At 41.1% G+C, this 15,401-nt stretch carries 15 protein-coding genes and 1 pseudogene; 13 read left to right on the top strand and 3 right to left on the bottom strand.

What is annotated here, in order from left to right; all coding sequences use genetic code 11:
* Positions 1-185: 185 nt before the first annotated feature.
* The 7 genes from E2R53_RS12815 (at position 186) to E2R53_RS12795 (ending at position 4,194) form a co-directional block, all read left to right on the top strand.
* Complete coding sequence (locus E2R53_RS12815) at positions 186-725, top strand: SCO family protein (RefSeq protein WP_133312288.1); 540 nt, start codon at positions 186-188, stop codon at positions 723-725.
* Positions 726-738: 13 nt separating this feature from the next.
* The gene (locus E2R53_RS23590; RefSeq protein WP_286166171.1) at positions 739-921 is read left to right on the top strand and encodes a hypothetical protein; all 183 of its coding nucleotides are present in this window, start codon (positions 739-741) and stop codon (positions 919-921) included.
* Positions 843-1,655 (top strand): PepSY-associated TM helix domain-containing protein, encoded by an 813-nt coding sequence (locus E2R53_RS12810; protein ID WP_286166194.1) that lies wholly within the window; start codon positions 843-845, stop codon positions 1,653-1,655. Before E2R53_RS23590 ends, E2R53_RS12810 begins: the two co-directional genes overlap by 79 nt.
* Before the next feature lie 5 nt (positions 1,656-1,660).
* Entirely contained in the window at positions 1,661-1,813 is a 153-nt protein-coding gene (locus E2R53_RS23295; RefSeq protein ID WP_165970980.1) for a hypothetical protein, read from the top strand.
* A gap of 2 nt (positions 1,814-1,815) precedes the next feature.
* Positions 1,816-2,121, top strand: a complete 306-nt coding sequence (locus tag E2R53_RS12805; RefSeq protein ID WP_133312104.1) for a FixH family protein — start codon at positions 1,816-1,818, stop codon at positions 2,119-2,121.
* A 97-nt stretch (positions 2,122-2,218) separates the two neighbouring features.
* Entirely contained in the window at positions 2,219-2,371 is a 153-nt protein-coding gene (locus E2R53_RS12800; RefSeq protein ID WP_133312103.1) for a lmo0937 family membrane protein, read from the top strand.
* Between the two features lie 170 nt (positions 2,372-2,541).
* Positions 2,542-4,194 carry a ribonuclease J gene (locus E2R53_RS12795; protein WP_133312102.1) on the top strand — a complete coding sequence of 551 codons (1,653 nt, stop codon included), beginning with the start codon at positions 2,542-2,544 and terminating at the stop codon, positions 4,192-4,194.
* Between the two features lie 219 nt (positions 4,195-4,413).
* Here E2R53_RS12795 and E2R53_RS12790 read toward each other — a convergent pair whose 3' ends face one another.
* The gene (locus tag E2R53_RS12790) at positions 4,414-5,607 is read right to left on the bottom strand and encodes an oxalate decarboxylase family bicupin (protein ID WP_133312287.1); all 1,194 of its coding nucleotides are present in this window, start codon (positions 5,605-5,607) and stop codon (positions 4,414-4,416) included.
* 293 nt (positions 5,608-5,900) lie between these two features.
* Here E2R53_RS12790 and E2R53_RS12785 point away from each other — a divergent pair, with 293 nt between their 5' ends.
* From E2R53_RS12785 to E2R53_RS12765, 5 genes and pseudogenes are all read left to right on the top strand, one after another.
* Positions 5,901-6,818 carry a proline dehydrogenase family protein gene (locus E2R53_RS12785; RefSeq protein ID WP_133312101.1) on the top strand — a complete coding sequence of 306 codons (918 nt, stop codon included), beginning with the start codon at positions 5,901-5,903 and terminating at the stop codon, positions 6,816-6,818.
* Between the two features lie 36 nt (positions 6,819-6,854).
* On the top strand, positions 6,855-8,396 hold the full coding sequence (gene pruA / locus E2R53_RS12780; protein ID WP_133312100.1) for an L-glutamate gamma-semialdehyde dehydrogenase: 1,542 nt from the start codon (positions 6,855-6,857) through the stop codon (positions 8,394-8,396).
* A 160-nt stretch (positions 8,397-8,556) separates the two neighbouring features.
* Complete coding sequence (gene putP, locus E2R53_RS12775) at positions 8,557-10,026, top strand: sodium/proline symporter PutP (RefSeq protein ID WP_165970978.1); 1,470 nt, start codon at positions 8,557-8,559, stop codon at positions 10,024-10,026.
* Positions 10,027-10,167: 141 nt separating this feature from the next.
* Complete coding sequence (locus E2R53_RS12770) at positions 10,168-11,388, top strand: PucR family transcriptional regulator (RefSeq protein WP_133312099.1); 1,221 nt, start codon at positions 10,168-10,170, stop codon at positions 11,386-11,388.
* Positions 11,389-11,416: 28 nt separating this feature from the next.
* A pseudogene (locus tag E2R53_RS12765) lies at positions 11,417-11,745 on the top strand (YnfA family protein).
* A 49-nt stretch (positions 11,746-11,794) separates the two neighbouring features.
* Here the strand turns inward: E2R53_RS12765 and E2R53_RS12760 are convergent.
* On the bottom strand, positions 11,795-12,202 hold the full coding sequence (locus E2R53_RS12760) for a YkvA family protein (RefSeq protein WP_133312098.1): 408 nt from the start codon (positions 12,200-12,202) through the stop codon (positions 11,795-11,797).
* Positions 12,203-12,335: 133 nt separating this feature from the next.
* Here E2R53_RS12760 and E2R53_RS12755 point away from each other — a divergent pair, with 133 nt between their 5' ends.
* Positions 12,336-13,016, top strand: a complete 681-nt coding sequence (locus E2R53_RS12755; protein ID WP_133312097.1) for a zinc metallopeptidase — start codon at positions 12,336-12,338, stop codon at positions 13,014-13,016.
* A 36-nt stretch (positions 13,017-13,052) separates the two neighbouring features.
* On the opposite strand, the gene E2R53_RS12750 is transcribed toward E2R53_RS12755, so the two are convergent.
* On the bottom strand, positions 13,053-15,071 hold the full coding sequence (locus E2R53_RS12750) for a sigma 54-interacting transcriptional regulator (RefSeq protein ID WP_133312096.1): 2,019 nt from the start codon (positions 15,069-15,071) through the stop codon (positions 13,053-13,055).
* Between the last annotated feature and the right edge of the window lie 330 nt (positions 15,072-15,401).

The following is a 15,401-nucleotide window of genomic DNA, read 5'->3' as shown; positions in this document are numbered from 1 at the left end:
GTTGCATGAGTCCTCTAAATGGCTGACCGTGGAAAAAATGTATCTGTCTCGTCTTAATTATTTTTCTTCACTTTGTCGAAAAATCTCTATTCTTTTCTCACAGTAATTTCACAATCATTAAGTACTCTTAAGTTAATCAACTAAAGAAATGAGATGGAACATTGAAAAAAACAGCCCTAATTTTAATGATTTTCAGCTGTGTTATTCAAAGCGCCTGTCAATTTAATGACGAAAGACCGTATCAAATGAAATCGTTTACTTACACGAATCAAAATGAACAGGCTTTTGGCACCAATGATTTAAAAGGTAAGGTATGGATTGCCGATTTCATTTTCACAAGCTGTGAGACCGTCTGTCCGCCAATGACGGCAAACATGGCAGCCCTGCAGAAAGAATTGAAAGCAGAAGATCTTCCCGTTGAACTGGTGTCCATCAGTGTAGATCCAGCAATCGATACTCCAGCAAAACTAAAATCCTATATGCAAAAGTTTACAAAGGATGATTTAAACTGGAATATGCTTACGGGGTATTCCCAGGAGGAGGTAGAGAAATTTGCAAGAGATGAATTTCAAACTCTTGTTCAAAAACCTGAAGCATCTGATCAAGTGATACATGGAACAAATTTTTACTTAATCAACAAGAATGGTGAAATTGTAAACGATTATAGCTTCACACATGGAAATAATTTCAAAAAACTCATTGCAGATGTGAAGAAACAAATGTAAAAGGAGAACGAACATGATTAAAAGCGAGATAAACGATCAACAGGAAAACGCAGAACAAGCACCAGTAAAATCTTCAATATTTGGTTTCCAAGAAATAAAGCTTCCATCTGGGGCACTATTTTACCGAGGTTCACAAAAAAAGGCAGAACGTTCTGGCGTGATATGCATGCTTTTTGGTTCTCGGCTGCAATCTTAGTGTTAATTGCAACTGGCCTTCCGTGGTCAGGGGTTATGGGTGAGCAAATTAATAAGGCAGCCACATCCACAAATACGGGAGCTCCGCCATTTGCCTATAGCTGGGGTGAAAAGCCTGAGTCTGTCATCAAAACGCGGGATGTTGCAGAAGAGGTGCCATGGGCAGCGGAAAACCTCCCAGTTCCACCATCATCCGGTGGAAAGTATGTACCTATTTCGCTTGAAGATGTTCAATCTATATCTGAAAATGAAAAAGTTGCGAAGCCATATACAATTTCTTTCCCTCAAGGTGAGAAGGGTGTTTATACCATTTCCGTTTCAAACCCCAATCCGAGTGATGATGCAACATTGCACCTCGATCAGTACAGCGGGACTATCTTAAGTGACGTTAGGTTCAGTGACTACGGAATCCTGGCTAAAGCAATATCCCTTGGCATTTCCCTCCATGAGGGCACATTATTTGGCCTCGCCAATCAGATTATCGGGTTGATTGTTTGTCTAGGGTTGATCGGCTTGGTTGTCAGCTCTTTCATTATGTGGAGAAAGAGAAAACCTAAAGGGAAATCAGGAGCTCCCGATGGGTCAAAGAATAAAAAGGCGGCAAGGGGAGTTTTCTTCATTATGATGATTTTTGGGGTGATCATGCCGTTAGTCGGAATTTCGATCAAAGCAGTCTATTTACTGGACCGATTTGTTTTCGTGAGAATCAAACCGCTGAAAGCGTGGATGGGATGAAAATCGTGAATAGAAAATCATTTAATACGTGGATGATCCTTCTTATATTCTGTTTAACCGGCTGTGCAGCCAATGAAAAAGAAACACCTGAAATTGTAGAAGCAGACATTCAGCTGCCAGAAACACTCGCTTCCAATCAAGAAATTACTTTTAAGTAAAATTGACACAGGGCAATGATTCTGTGGAAGATGCGGATGAGGTCACGTTTGAAATATGGAAAGCTAATGAAAAAGAAAAGGCTTTCTTGATTGATGCCCCACATGATAAAAATGGAATCTACAAAGCCGGAACCAGCTTTATAACTGACGGCGTGTATTTTATCCAAACACATGTCACCGCCAGGGATATGCATGTCATGCCAAAGCAGCAATTTACCGTGGGTAATGTAACTGAAGATGAGTTAAAATCTGCTGAGGAAGCCGATGTAAAAGAAAAATCTGCTGGCATGTCAGGAAAACATCATTAAGAGACAAATGAATCGTCTATGTAAAAGTTTCATTATTAAAAAAGGAGGGAAGATAATCTTTAATGAAATAAATAAAGAGAGAAAGAAGGAAAATGCGATGTTATGGACGATTATTGGACTTTTACTTTTATTCTGGGTGCTTGGTCTTGTATTTAATGTAGTAGGCGGAATTATTCACGTTCTTCTTGTTCTTGCAGTGATTGTTTTTCTATATAACTTTTTTGTAAAAAGGGGAAAAACGAGGGTTTAATTAGAAAGACAGGCTGAGATAAAGGCACATCACGTGCTTTTGTCTCAGTCTTTTTTCTTGCTGTATTATTAATGGCCTTTCTGAGGCAGAAGGTATGATACAATGAAATAATAGCTGTAAAAATAAAGACTCGGAAATTGAACGTGATCAACAGTGCTAGGAGACTAAACATGACAATAGAGAAGAATGTAAAGATTATTCCGCTTGGCGGAATGGGTGAAATCGGGAAAAATATGTACCTCGTTGAATATGAAGATGAGATTGTGATTATTGATTCAGGAGTCAAATTCCCTGACGAAGAATTAAGAGGCGTTGATTACATCATCCCTGATTATACATACTTGGTGAAAAATGTTCGTAAAGTAAAAGGGCTTTTTATCACTCATGGACATGAGGATCATATTGGCGGTGTGCCGTTCTTATTGAAAAAGCTGAATGTTCCAGTATTTGCAGGAAGACTTGCTATGGGCTTCATCAGAAGCAAGCTTGAGGAGCACAACCTGCTCCGAGATGCAGTCCTGCATGAAATTACTGAAGAAAGCACGATTAATCTGGAAAACCTGGATGTCACGTTCTTCCGGACAACTCACAGTATTCCGGATTCATTTGGCGTGGTCATCCATTCGCCAATAGGAAACATTGTTCACACAGGAGATTTTAAATTTGACCTGACACCTACAGGACCGGAGCAGGACTTATCGAGGGTTGCAAGGGTTGGACAAGAAGGTGTGCTCTGCTTGCTGTCAGACAGCACAAACAGTGAAGTACCCGGCTTTTCAGTATCAGAAAAAAAGATCGGGCAAAACATTTTAGATTTGGTCAGAAGACAGTCCGGGCGTATTATTGTGGCTTTATTTGCATCAAATGTTTTCCGCCTTCAGCAGGTCATTAAAGCATCTGTAGCCTGCGGCAGGAAGGTGGCCTATACGGGAAGAAGCATGGAGAGAGCAATATCTATCGGCCTTGAGCTCGGCTACATTGAAGCGCCAAGCGGTACGTTTATTGATCCGGATGAAATCAGTTCTTATAAAAACAACGAACTGACTATCTTGTGTACGGGCAGCCAGGGCGAACCTTTTGCTGCTCTATCAAGAATTGCTGAAGGAAAACACCGCCACATCCATATTGAGGAAGGCGATACCATTATATTTTCTTCTTCCCCAATACCGGGAAATGTTCTTAGTGTAAACAGAATTATCAACAAGCTGATGAAAGCCGGAGCAGATGTAATTGACAATAAGCTCTATGACATTCATACGTCAGGGCATGGCGGTCAAGAAGAGCTGAAGCTTATGCTGAAGCTGCTGAATCCAAAATTCCTGGTGCCGATTCACGGCGAATACCGCATGCAGAAAATGCATCAGACTCTTGCAATGGAATGTTTTATCCCAGAAGAAGACATCTTCATTTTAGATAATGGGCATGTACTGAATGTTTCCAGTGACAAGGCGTATCAGGCGGGGAAAGTGCCTGCCCGTTCTGTCTATGTTGATGGAAATGGAATCGGTGATGTAGGAACATCCTTGCTAGGCGAGCGGAAGCAGCTTGCAGACAGCGGAATCATTTCCATTCTGATTTTTAAAAACGGAGAAGAAATCATCCGCAAACCGCAGATCATTTCAAGAGGCTTTGTTTACTTAAGAGAGTCAAATGACTTCATTGTGGAAATAGAAGCACTTGCCGCTGCTGTAATCAGGGAAGATAAAGTCCATGGGGATATCGAGAAACATCTAAATTCTGTGATATCCGACTTTATTTATAAAAGACTTAAAAGATCGCCTATCGTCGTTGTAAAGGTGATTGATGTGAAAAAGGAAAAGTAGGACGCATATTAACGGGTTCTGTTTTACATCATTTATATGCCATTTTTGAACCAGCAAATAACTATAGAAAAAATTACACATTTATCACGTTAAATAAACACAAAAAAAGCCACCGTTTTTCGGTGGTTTTTTGCTATAAAAAATGGCCCGTTTTTCAAATAAATTGGGCTATTGCTTTTAAATTTTGTTCTTCAGCTAGAGGATCATTAAATCTCTGATCTATTTTTTTTTAGGATAATAGGAAAACCCTGGATATTTAACAACAGGCCATTTCTCCTTGCGCAGAGAATCAGTCAATTCTGCTCCCACATTTAAGTTGGTCTTTATTAATTCTTGAGGAGTCAGTGCCATCCATTGATTTAGTGACACGTCTTCAAAGCGACTGCTTTTGAATATCTCTAAAAACCATAATGTTTCGGTTCCTGTGTTTTGAATATAGTGTCCAGTAGCAAATGGCACATATCCGACATCTCCAGCTCTAACATCAAATGTACGGGCTGTTCCTTCTCCAAGAAATACAGTCATTCTTCCTTGTCCGGTAAGGTAATACTGCCACTCGTCATTATTCGGATGCCAATGAAGTTCTCTCATTGCACCCGGCTCAATCTCAACGAGTGCTGCGGCAATTGTTTTTGAAATGGGAAAGTTAGTAGAGTCCACAATTCGTACGCTGCCACCCGGTGTTTTGACGGGTGTTTGTTTTAATAGCTCGTGCTTGAAGGTTAAAGGAACTTCTCCATAGGGTGACTGGACTTCTTGACTTTCAAGTGAATCTGGCATCTCCCCCTGATAGATATATACCTGTTCAGAAGGAATGGACTTAAAAGCACTCTCCGGTACTCCGAAATTAGCCGATAAAACATCTTTTGGCGTATGTGCAAACCAATCGGAGATGGATAAGGTGGAAAGATCGGAAAAGTTTCCGTCATCGAAGACGAGCAGAAATTCACAATGTTCCAACCCCTGAATCGAATGTGGGATGCCAGGCGGAAAGTACCAAAGATCGCCTGGGCCAACGTCGGCAATGAAATTTCGGCCTTGCTGGTCAACCGCGGTGATACGTGCCCGGCCTAACAGCATATAAGACCATTCTGCTTGTTTATGCCAATGAAGTTCACGTACCCCGCCGGCAGTTAAGCTCATATTTACTCCAGCAAGGGTGGTCGCTATAGGAAGTTCCCTGACGGTAATTTCCCGGGACCATCCACCGTGATTTAATGTCATAGAAGTGTCTGAGAATGAGAATTTTAAGTTTGGAACCAATCCAGCATCTGTCATAGGCGGGACAAGCATATCCGGATTTTGAAGATCCCGCATAATATTACGCGGTCCGGAGTCAATCGCACCAGCTCCATCACTCCGGATAGGTTGTGGCACTTTTCCGCCCGCTTGATTAAAAGTGCGTTTTTCCATCATTATGCTCCTCTTTTATGGATTATTAAGTGAGAATCATTCATCGTAGTGTATGAATTGGGCTTCAAATGGTTACTTTGCCTATTGATAAAAAAACAGGGGCTTTTCTTAATGAAGGAATGCTCCCTGTAGTTGTAATTAATAAACTTCCAATTTCCATTAATAATTTTGCTTTTGTCCAAAAACAACAAATAAAGCGCTTAATTCTTGTATTTTTAGAACGTTGTGAAAATTGTCGAAAAAAAGTAAGATTAACTTGTGATTACAACTTCTACAGGAGGTGTACGTTAACGATGGAAGCGATTACACGAGATTTTTTCTTATTCTTATCCAAAAATAACTTACTTAATAATATTGCAAAGAAGCGCGGCGGCAGTTTTGCGGCAGGGAAAATAATTGGTGGAACAGATTTCCAAAGTTCCATCAAATTCATTAAACAGCTGAATGAAAGCGGCTTGCTGGTAACAGTCGATCATCTTGGAGAATTCGTAGATTCAGAGGAAGTCACAAGAGAAAGAACGGCAGAATGCATCGAAACCATCGAAATGATCAGCAGGGAAAAGCTGAATTCACAAGTATCATTAAAGATGACATCGCTCGGTCTTGATATTGATCATAAGCTGGTTATCGAAAATATGACAAAAATCCTTGATACAGCGGAAAAACACAATGTCATGGTGACGATTGACATGGAGGATGAAGTGCGCTGTCAGGCTACTCTTGATATTTTCAAACAGTTCAAAGAAAAGTACAGCTGCATCAGCACGGTCTTACAAGCTTACTTATATCGTACAGAGAAGGATTTAAGCGATCTCGCGCAGTATAAGCCGTTTCTGCGTCTTGTAAAGGGAGCATACAAAGAGTCACCTGAGGTGGCCTTTCCTGAAAAGGCAGATGTTGATGAAAACTATAAAAAACTGATTGAGCAAAGTCTTCTTAACGGCAACTATACAGCTATCGCCTCTCATGATGACCAGATCATCGAATACACGAAAACGCTCGCCAAAAAGCATAACATTCCAAACTCTATGTTTGAATTCCAAATGCTTTACGGGATGAGAAGTAAAACGCAATTGGAGCTTGTCAAACAAGGCTACCAAATGCGCGTCTATGTTCCATACGGTCTTGACTGGTACGGCTACTTCATGAGAAGACTTGCCGAGCGGCCATCGAATATTGCTTTTGCCTTTAAAGGCATGGTGAAAAGTTAAGGGTTACACTAAATTATTCTTAAGGAGCGATTTCTAATGATTCCATACAAACACGAACCATTTACTGATTTTACAAACGAGGAAAACAAAAAAGCCTACCAGGAAGCTCTTCAAAAAGTGGAAGGCTATTTAGGACAGGATTATCCTTTATACATCGGTGCAGAAAAAGTAACGACAGATGATAAAATCGTGTCTTATAACCCTGCTGATAAAGAAGAAGTAATCGGCCGCGTGTCAAAAGCAAGCCGTGACCATGCAGAAAAAGCGATGCAGGAAGCTTCTGCTGCTTTTGAAAGCTGGAAAAAAGTAAAGCCTGAGATCCGTGCTGATGTTCTTTTCAAAGCAGCAGCCATCATCCGCCGCCGCAAGCATGAGTTTTCAGCCCTTTTAACAAAAGAAGCAGGAAAGCCTTGGAACGAAGCTGATGCTGATACAGCTGAAGCGATTGACTTCCTTGAGTTTTATGCCCGTCAAATGCTTAAGCTTAAAGATGGAGTTCCTGTTGAAAGCCGTCCGGGAGAATACAACCGCTATGACTACATTCCACTAGGCGTCGGCATCATCATTTCACCTTGGAACTTCCCGTTTGCAATCATGGCAGGCACAGCGGTAGCTGCAATCGTAACTGGAAACACGATTCTATTAAAACCGGCTTCAACTACACCTATTGTTGCTGCTAAATTTGTAGAAGTTATGATGGAAGCAGGACTTCCTTCAGGCGTTCTGAACTTTGTTCCAGGAAGCGGAGCAGAAGTGGGAGACTACCTTGTTGACCATCCAAAAACACGTTTTATCTCTTTCACAGGTTCACGCGATGTAGGTCTTCGCATCTTCAACCGTGCGTCACAGCTGAATGACGGCCAAATCTGGCTGAAGCGCGTCATCGCTGAAATGGGCGGAAAAGATACGATCGTAGTAGATAAAGAGGCTGACCTTGAGCTTGCTGCTCAATCGATTGTGAAATCAGCATTCGGCTTCTCAGGACAAAAATGCTCTGCATGCTCTCGTGCGGTAATCGTAGAAGATGTGTACGATCAGGTATTAAACCGCGCTGTAGAATTAACAAAACAATTAACAGTCGGCAATCCGACAGAAAACCATTTTATGGGACCGGTTATTGATCAGGCTGCTTTTGACAAAATCATGAGCTATGTAGAAATCGGAAAAGAAGAAGGGCGCATTCTTTCAGGCGGAGAAGGTGACAGCTCTAAAGGCTACTTCGTTCAGCCGACAATCGTTGCAGATGTTGATCCAAAAGCACGCTTAATGCAGGAAGAAATCTTTGGACCGGTTGTTGCTTTTGCAAAAGCGAAAGACTTTGATGAAGCGCTTGAAATTGCGAACAACACAGAGTATGGTTTAACAGGTGCAGTCATTACGACAAACCGCGCTAACATGGAAAAAGCACGTGAAGACTTCCATGTTGGAAACCTTTACTTCAACCGCGGATGTACTGGGGCAATCGTAGGCTACCAGCCATTCGGAGGCTTCAACATGTCAGGAACAGATTCTAAAGCAGGCGGTCCTGATTACCTTCAGCTTCACATGCAGGCTAAAACAACATCTGAAACATTTTAATAGATAGAGAATCAGAGATTCAAAGAAATGCGATTCAAAAGCATTCCTATAGTGTTTAAGTAAGATAACTCCAGATTCAATTTGAGGAAGTGACAAAACAAGTTGCTTCCTCTTTTTTAAAAAAATATAGATATTTCTTGGTTCTGAAAGGGGTTCCTCTATGATTGATTACGCATTGATATTATCAATAAGCATTTACATGGCTGGCATGCTGATTATCGGTTATTTTGCCTATAAGAGAACGTCAAACCTAAATGATTACATGCTTGGAGACCGCGGTCTCGGTCCAGCTGTTACGGCTTTAAGCGCCGGTGCAGCTGATATGAGCGGATGGCTGCTGATGGGACTGCCTGGCGCTATGTTTGCAACGGGACTCAGTTCTATATGGATCGTCATCGGTTTAACGCTTGGCGCTTATGCCAACTGGCTTTATGTTGCTCCTAGATTAAGAACGTATACAGAAGTAGCAAATAATTCCATCACCATTCCGGCATTCCTTGAAAATCGCTTTACTGACGGATCGCGGATTCTGAGACTTATTTCAGCTTTAGTTATCTTAATATTCTTTACTTTTTATGTTTCATCAGGAATGGTATCGGGCGGTGTTTTATTCCAGAGCACATTTGGCCTTGATTATCATACTGGATTATGGATTTTAACCGGCGTTGTAGTAGCCTATACATTGTTTGGAGGATTCCTGGCGGTAAGCTGGACTGACTTTGTTCAGGGGATCATCATGTTTATTGCTTTGATTCTTGTACCTATTGTGACTCTTATCCATGTTGGAGGGTTTGGTCCTTCGATTGACACAGCTCGTTCAATTGACCCGGCACTTTTAAATATTTTTACTGGAACAAGCCTATTGGGAGTTATTTCTTTATTTGCATGGGGCCTCGGGTATTTTGGCCAGCCGCATATCATTGTCCGCTTTATGGCGATTAATTCTGTAAAAGAAATCAAAAAAGCCCGCAATATCGGGATGGGATGGATGATTTTCTCAAGTATCGGTGCAATGCTTACAGGATTTATCGGCATCACTTATTTTTCACAAAATGACATGAAGCTTGATGATCCGGAAACAGTTTTCATCGTTTTAGGAGAAGTGCTGTTTCATCCGTTTATTACAGGATTTTTGATTTCAGCTATTCTCGCAGCGATTATGAGCACGATTTCTTCTCAGCTGCTTGTGACAGCGAGTTCATTAACAGAGGATATTTACAAAACATTCTTCAGACGTTCTGCTTCAGATAAAGAACTTGTCTTTTTAGGCAGAGCCTCAGTTCTGCTCATATCGGTCATTGCCCTTATTCTTTCTTGGGAGCAAAACGACACAATCCTTGGACTTGTCGGCTATGCCTGGGCTGGATTTGGTTCTTCATTTGGACCTCTGATTTTGCTGAGTCTCTTTTGGAAAAGAATGACTAAGTGGGGAGCGCTTTCAGGAATGGTCGTCGGTGCCGCAACCGTTATCTTCTGGTCGATGGCAGGATTGTCAGACACTCTTTATGAAATGATTCCCGGGTTTGGTTTAAGCTTACTTGCAATTGTTGCGGTCAGCTTGATGACACCTGAGCCTCCAAAAGAAGCGAAAGAGCAATTTGATGAATTTGAGAGAATTTTAAAAGACTAAGATTTAAGGACCGGGAATTCCCGGTCCTTTTTTTGTGGCTTAAACTCGATGGGATTTTAATATGCAGCTGCTATTCCCTTCGTGCTGAAAAAAGTATTATAATTAGTTTCATCATTTATATTTCAAGCAGGAGGGCCATATATGTTACTCGAAAAAATTCTGACACTGACAAACATTAACGATATTACAGATATGGTCAGCACTTACTTAAAAAAACCAGTCGTCATTGAAAATGATCAATTCTCTTTGCTGGCATACAGCTCTTATTACATAGACCATTTCGATCAGGCTAATCAGCAGACCATTTTTACAAAGCACTGGCCGATTCCCATTCTTGAGAAATTCATGGATGAAGGCATTGTTGATCAGCTCAAAACAATTACTCACCCGTTTCGGGTAAAACAGATAAAAGAAATCGGCTTAAATCAGCGGGTTGTTGTAAGCGCCATCTACAAAGATCAAGTTTTTGGCTATATCTGGGTTCAGGAGACAGAGCGAGTGACAGAAAATGAGCTGGATTTTCTGCATGAAGTATCCCGCCATATAGGGAAGCTTCTGTATCAGAAAAATCAGATAAACTTAAGAGAAAACGAAGAAAAAAACGAGTTTTATAAAAAGATTATCGGAGAAGTCTTTCAAACGGAGAATCAAATTAAATGGGAAGCGGCAAATCACAGTATTCTCATCCCGGAAACGTTTATCGTCAACATATTCACTGTTTCTCAAAGTGAAAAGGAACAGCTGGATGACCTGACAGAAACAGTTCGTTTATTTGCAAACGCATTGAATCATTTTGCGCATGTGTTTACAGATCAGCTGAAAGTGATCGTCATTATTGGGAGCAATGCAAAGGTTGCTGATCAGCTTGCAGCAAGTGCATCAGAGCTGACATCAACCGTCCTGTCGCAAATGGACAGCCATAAAATTTATGCTGGGATCGGCAATGCTTATTCGTCCATTTTACAGTTGAGAAAATCGTACTATGAAGCACTGGAAGTCATTAATGCTGCCAAATTTATCGGCTCTCCTGAAAAGCTTCCTTTTACTTACAGCAAACTCGGGATTTTCCGCTATCTCGAAACCATTTCAAAGCATCACAGTATAACTGGCTACACCAATAAAAGCCTGGAAATATTGAAGAAGAAGGATGAAGAAAGCCAGACAAAGCTGATTCATACACTTGAGATTTATTTGTTCAACAACTGCAAAATCAAGCCTACTGCCGAGCAGCTGTATGTGCATACTAACACGCTCAAATACAGAATTAATCAGATCAACGAGCTCACATCCATTGATTTTGATGATTTTCATACAAGGATTCAATTGTATATTGATCTTCAGCTGATGAAGAAAGAAATTTGATAAAAATGATACACAAGGATGGCGCCTGTTGATTTACTCAATTTCCCTATTCCTGCTGGCAGGGCTAGCAGAAATTGGCGGAGGATATTTAATTTGGCTTTGGCTCCGGGAAGGAAAGCCGGTTTATTGGGGTGTTTTTGGCGGAATCTCTTTAGCTATATATGGAATGATTGCAGCTATGCAGACGTTCCCTTCCTTTGGGAGGGTCTATGCGGCTTACGGCGGTATATTTATTATTCTTTCCGTTCTGTGTGGATGGGGAGTGGACCGGAAAACGCCTGATATTTATGATTGGGCGGGTGCAGTTATCTGTCTTGTTGGAGAGTTTCGGTTATGCTGTTTGCCCCCAGGCAATAAAATACAACAAAAAATGTCTATCCCAAGCGGAATAGACATTTTTGTTGTTTTATTTAATTTTCGCATCGATAACAGAAGTATCCACTGACTTGCCAAACCACTCTGTCAGCTTTTCCTTCGCCTGAATTTTAATATCGTCATCAATATACATAGCTACCTGCAGAAGAGCCAGGCCCAGTGCACCCAAATCGTCGGTGTAGCCGACTCCGGCTGCAAGGTCCGGGATTAGATCGAGCGGCAAAATGAAATAGCCCAATGCTCCGATAATGATCGCTTTTGTTTTCTTCGGCACTTCAGGTTTCTGCAGCGTAAAATACAAAAGCAATACGGCATAGACCACGGATGAGCCTGCTTTTTTTCCGAATTTCTTTAATTTATCCCAGAATTTTGTTTCTGAATAATGCTTTTCAGCTTCTTGTAATTCTTGAAGGGTATCCTGTTCCTGTTTTAAAGACATGTATTCACTTCCGTTTCAATTGGAGTATACCATTATTTTACTACATTGCGGTCACATCATGTTAGCACTTCTCTGTTTATTAGAAGCGGATAGAGGAAATATAACAGTAAGAATCTATTTCAGGAGGCGCTGTATGTTTTTTCATCCCATGGATATTTTGGTCTTTGCAGCCTTTGGTCTTGCGCTTTGGGCCCAGGCTAAAGTGAAAAGCAATTTTAATAAATGGTCAAAAGTTCAGGCTTCTTCCGGGTTAACTGGAATGGAGGTTGCCCGCAGAATTCTTGATCATCACGGACTTCATCATGTGCCGGTTGAACCTGTTAAAGGAACACTTTCAGATCATTATGATCCGACTAAGAAAACAGTCAGGCTGTCTGAACCTGTTTACGGCGGGCAGTCCATTGCGGCTATTTCAGTTGCAGCTCATGAAGTAGGCCATGCTGTTCAGCATAAAGAGGCGTATGGTGCATTAACGCTCAGGCATAAAATGTTCCCTGTTGTCAGTATTTCTTCCGGCATTGCTCCATTTTTGCTGATTGGAGGATTTTTGCTGGGTTCGCTGAATCTGATCGGCCTCGGAATTATCTTCTTTTCTGCAGCAGTTGCCTTTCAGCTTGTCACGCTTCCAGTTGAATTTAATGCAAGCAGAAGAGCGAAGGACTTTATGATTGCAGAGGGCATCATCCGCAATGAAGAAGAGCGGGGAGTAAACAAAGTGCTCGGAGCCGCCGCACTGACGTATGTAGCCGCTGCTTTAATTTCGCTGTTTGAATTGCTGAAATTCATTATGATTTTTGCAAATAACAGAGAATAATGAAAAACCGGACCCGCATGATAAGAGTCCGGTTTTTTAGCGGAGAATTCTCTCTAAATACTTTAAGCCGTCCTCTGTTATCCTTGTGCCTCCGCGTCCCTTGCGTTTCATAATCATTCCTTTTTCCTCAAGGTCATCCAAACGCCTTCTCACCTGCTGCGGAGACAATGGCAGCGGAATGCTCCGTTCTTTTGTTTTTTCTGAAATATAGTCCCTGCTTGCAGCTTTTCCTGAATCATTGCATTCTTTTACAATCTGCAGGATGGTGTCATGTTCTGATTGTTCAAGCATGTTTTGATGAAGCGGTTCTGTCCCAAGAGTTGCTGAAAAAGAATGAGGGAGATCTTTTATTGTCAGGATGGCCCCTTCACAAACCGTAATCATGTAATCCACTGCATTTTTAAGCTCTCTGATGTTTCCGCTCCATTCGGCTGCTGTCAGCTTTTCCATTAGAAGAGGATCGACCTTCAGCCATTTTCCATTCTTCGTAATACAGTGGTGAATCAGGAGCGGAATATCTTCTTTCCTTTGATTTAAAGAAGGGATGGAAAGATTCAGCACGTTTAAACGATGAAACAAATCATTTCTGAATGTCTGAGTTTTCATTTGTTCCTCAATTCTTTTATTTGTTGCTGAAATAATCCTTACGTTGATTGGAATAATTTTTGTTCCTCCGATTCTTCTAATTTCCTTTTCCTGAAGAACCCTAAGCAGCCTGGACTGCATTGAGAGGCTGATATCCCCAATTTCATCAAGAAAAATGGTGCCGTTATCTGCAAGTTCAAACAATCCCTTCTTGCCGCCGCGCTGTGCTCCGGTAAAAGTTCCCTCCTCATATCCGAAAAGTTCGCTTTCAAGCAGGCTTTCTGACAGGGCACTGCAATTCACCGGCAAAAATGGGCCGTTCTTTCTCATGGAATGCTGGTGGATCGCATGGGCAAATAATTCTTTGCCGGTTCCTGATTCTCCCTGAATTAAAATCGGGTGCTCAGATAATGCAAGCTTCTTTGCAATTTGTTTAAGCTCCTTCATTTTTGAGTTTTCACAAATGATGTCATCGAAGCTGTACTTAGCATAAAATCCTTTTTCTCTTAGCTTTCGCTGTGCTGCTTTTTCAATTTCAAAGGCTTGGCGCACACTTTTAAAAACAGCAACAGTTGTTTGTTCTCCTGTCATTGAGTAGCGGTATACGACGACATCCACCCCGTTAATGGTGAATAAATGACTTTCTTCGGAGCCGTTCATAATAAATTCCACAACTTCTTTCTCAAAACCGGCAATCTGGATGGGGGAATTCATTATTTCTGCTGATTTAACTTGAAAAAGCGCTTCAAGTTTTTCATTAAAAACGGTAATTTCATTTCTTTCATTCATGGCTAAAATTCCATCGTCCACTGTGTTTACTACATTCTGAATGTGCTGATAGACTTCTTTTGTCTGCTTTTCGGCAAGCATCAGTTTCTGCTGAAGCAGGATGATACTGCGGATGTATCTTTCAGAAATCTGCAGGGTGGCATTCTCAGGCAGGCTGCAGTAATCAGCTATTTTCAGGATAGTGGTCATATCAAAGAGGCGGACGCCAATATCTAATATTATCGGAACATATGAAGGGACAAGCTCGGTTTCACCGGGTGAAACGGCAGCATCTATATTTTCTTGATAAGAGTGATTTTTCTTAAATGGTATAAAACGGACATGGTTAATTCCCAGCTGATAAAGGGACTGAATCAGCTCCATCGTGACGTTGTATTCGTCATTTACTACAAGCACGTTTGAACCCGGCGGAAGGTTCAGCAGCTTGTCCAAGTATTCGTGATGAACAGTCCTCTGGCCGGTTATTAGTATTTTTGCATCTATATTCTTTAAATGACTGAGTTCTTCTTTAAGGGATTCTGAGGAATAGAGAATAATGTCTGCCTTAAGATCTGCCGGAAGACCATCATCAGCAGCATAGCTCTTAATGGAAAGATAATCTCCCAATAGCTGGTTTAGTTGGATGTGAAGCGTTTTCTTTGTTTTTATACCGCCTGTCAGTAGAATAATGGAAGGTTTCATTCTCTCACTCCTTTTGGTTCTATTGGTTATATAATATCATAAAAATAAACCAATTTAGACCAAAAAGCCAATGATTATTAGAAATTTTAGATAATAATACTTTATGCAATCTGATGAATATTAGAGTTGGGTCTATTATATTTGTGGACTATACTTATTAAAGGACAAGGTGTGATCAGGCCGATATAAAATAAAAAAGCCCCCTCTCATTTCGTGTTGGCACAAAAATTGCATTATATACTTGCAAATGACTATTTCCGGGAGGAGAGGCATTTCCTAGGGAGATGTTGTTTGCCATCTAAAGATAACGTGAAAAAGGGGAGAAGAACT

The organism is Peribacillus frigoritolerans, assembly GCF_004358755.1.
Classification (GTDB): domain Bacteria; phylum Bacillota; class Bacilli; order Bacillales; family Bacillaceae; genus Bacillus_P.
Note: the sequence above shows the minus strand (reverse complement) of the source record. Positions and strands in the feature narration are given on the sequence as shown.

What these genes read in the sequence shown, in the direction of transcription:
- E2R53_RS12770 (WP_133312099.1), top strand. Translation starts at nt 10,168, where the DNA reads ATGTTACTCGAAAAAATTCTGACACTGACAAACATTAACGATATTACA.
- pruA (WP_133312100.1), top strand. Translation starts at nt 6,855, where the DNA reads ATGATTCCATACAAACACGAACCATTTACTGATTTTACAAACGAGGAA.
- E2R53_RS12790 (WP_133312287.1), bottom strand. Translation starts at nt 5,607, where the DNA reads ATGGAAAAACGCACTTTTAATCAAGCGGGCGGAAAAGTGCCACAACCT.
- E2R53_RS12750 (WP_133312096.1), bottom strand. Translation starts at nt 15,071, where the DNA reads ATGAAACCTTCCATTATTCTACTGACAGGCGGTATAAAAACAAAGAAA.
- E2R53_RS12785 (WP_133312101.1), top strand. Translation starts at nt 5,901, where the DNA reads ATGGAAGCGATTACACGAGATTTTTTCTTATTCTTATCCAAAAATAAC.
- E2R53_RS12755 (WP_133312097.1), top strand. Translation starts at nt 12,336, where the DNA reads ATGTTTTTTCATCCCATGGATATTTTGGTCTTTGCAGCCTTTGGTCTT.
- E2R53_RS12800 (WP_133312103.1), top strand. Translation starts at nt 2,219, where the DNA reads ATGTTATGGACGATTATTGGACTTTTACTTTTATTCTGGGTGCTTGGT.
- putP (WP_165970978.1), top strand. Translation starts at nt 8,557, where the DNA reads ATGATTGATTACGCATTGATATTATCAATAAGCATTTACATGGCTGGC.
- E2R53_RS23590 (WP_286166171.1), top strand. Translation starts at nt 739, where the DNA reads ATGATTAAAAGCGAGATAAACGATCAACAGGAAAACGCAGAACAAGCA.
- E2R53_RS12760 (WP_133312098.1), bottom strand. Translation starts at nt 12,202, where the DNA reads ATGTCTTTAAAACAGGAACAGGATACCCTTCAAGAATTACAAGAAGCT.
- E2R53_RS12815 (WP_133312288.1), top strand. Translation starts at nt 186, where the DNA reads ATGATTTTCAGCTGTGTTATTCAAAGCGCCTGTCAATTTAATGACGAA.
- E2R53_RS12795 (WP_133312102.1), top strand. Translation starts at nt 2,542, where the DNA reads ATGACAATAGAGAAGAATGTAAAGATTATTCCGCTTGGCGGAATGGGT.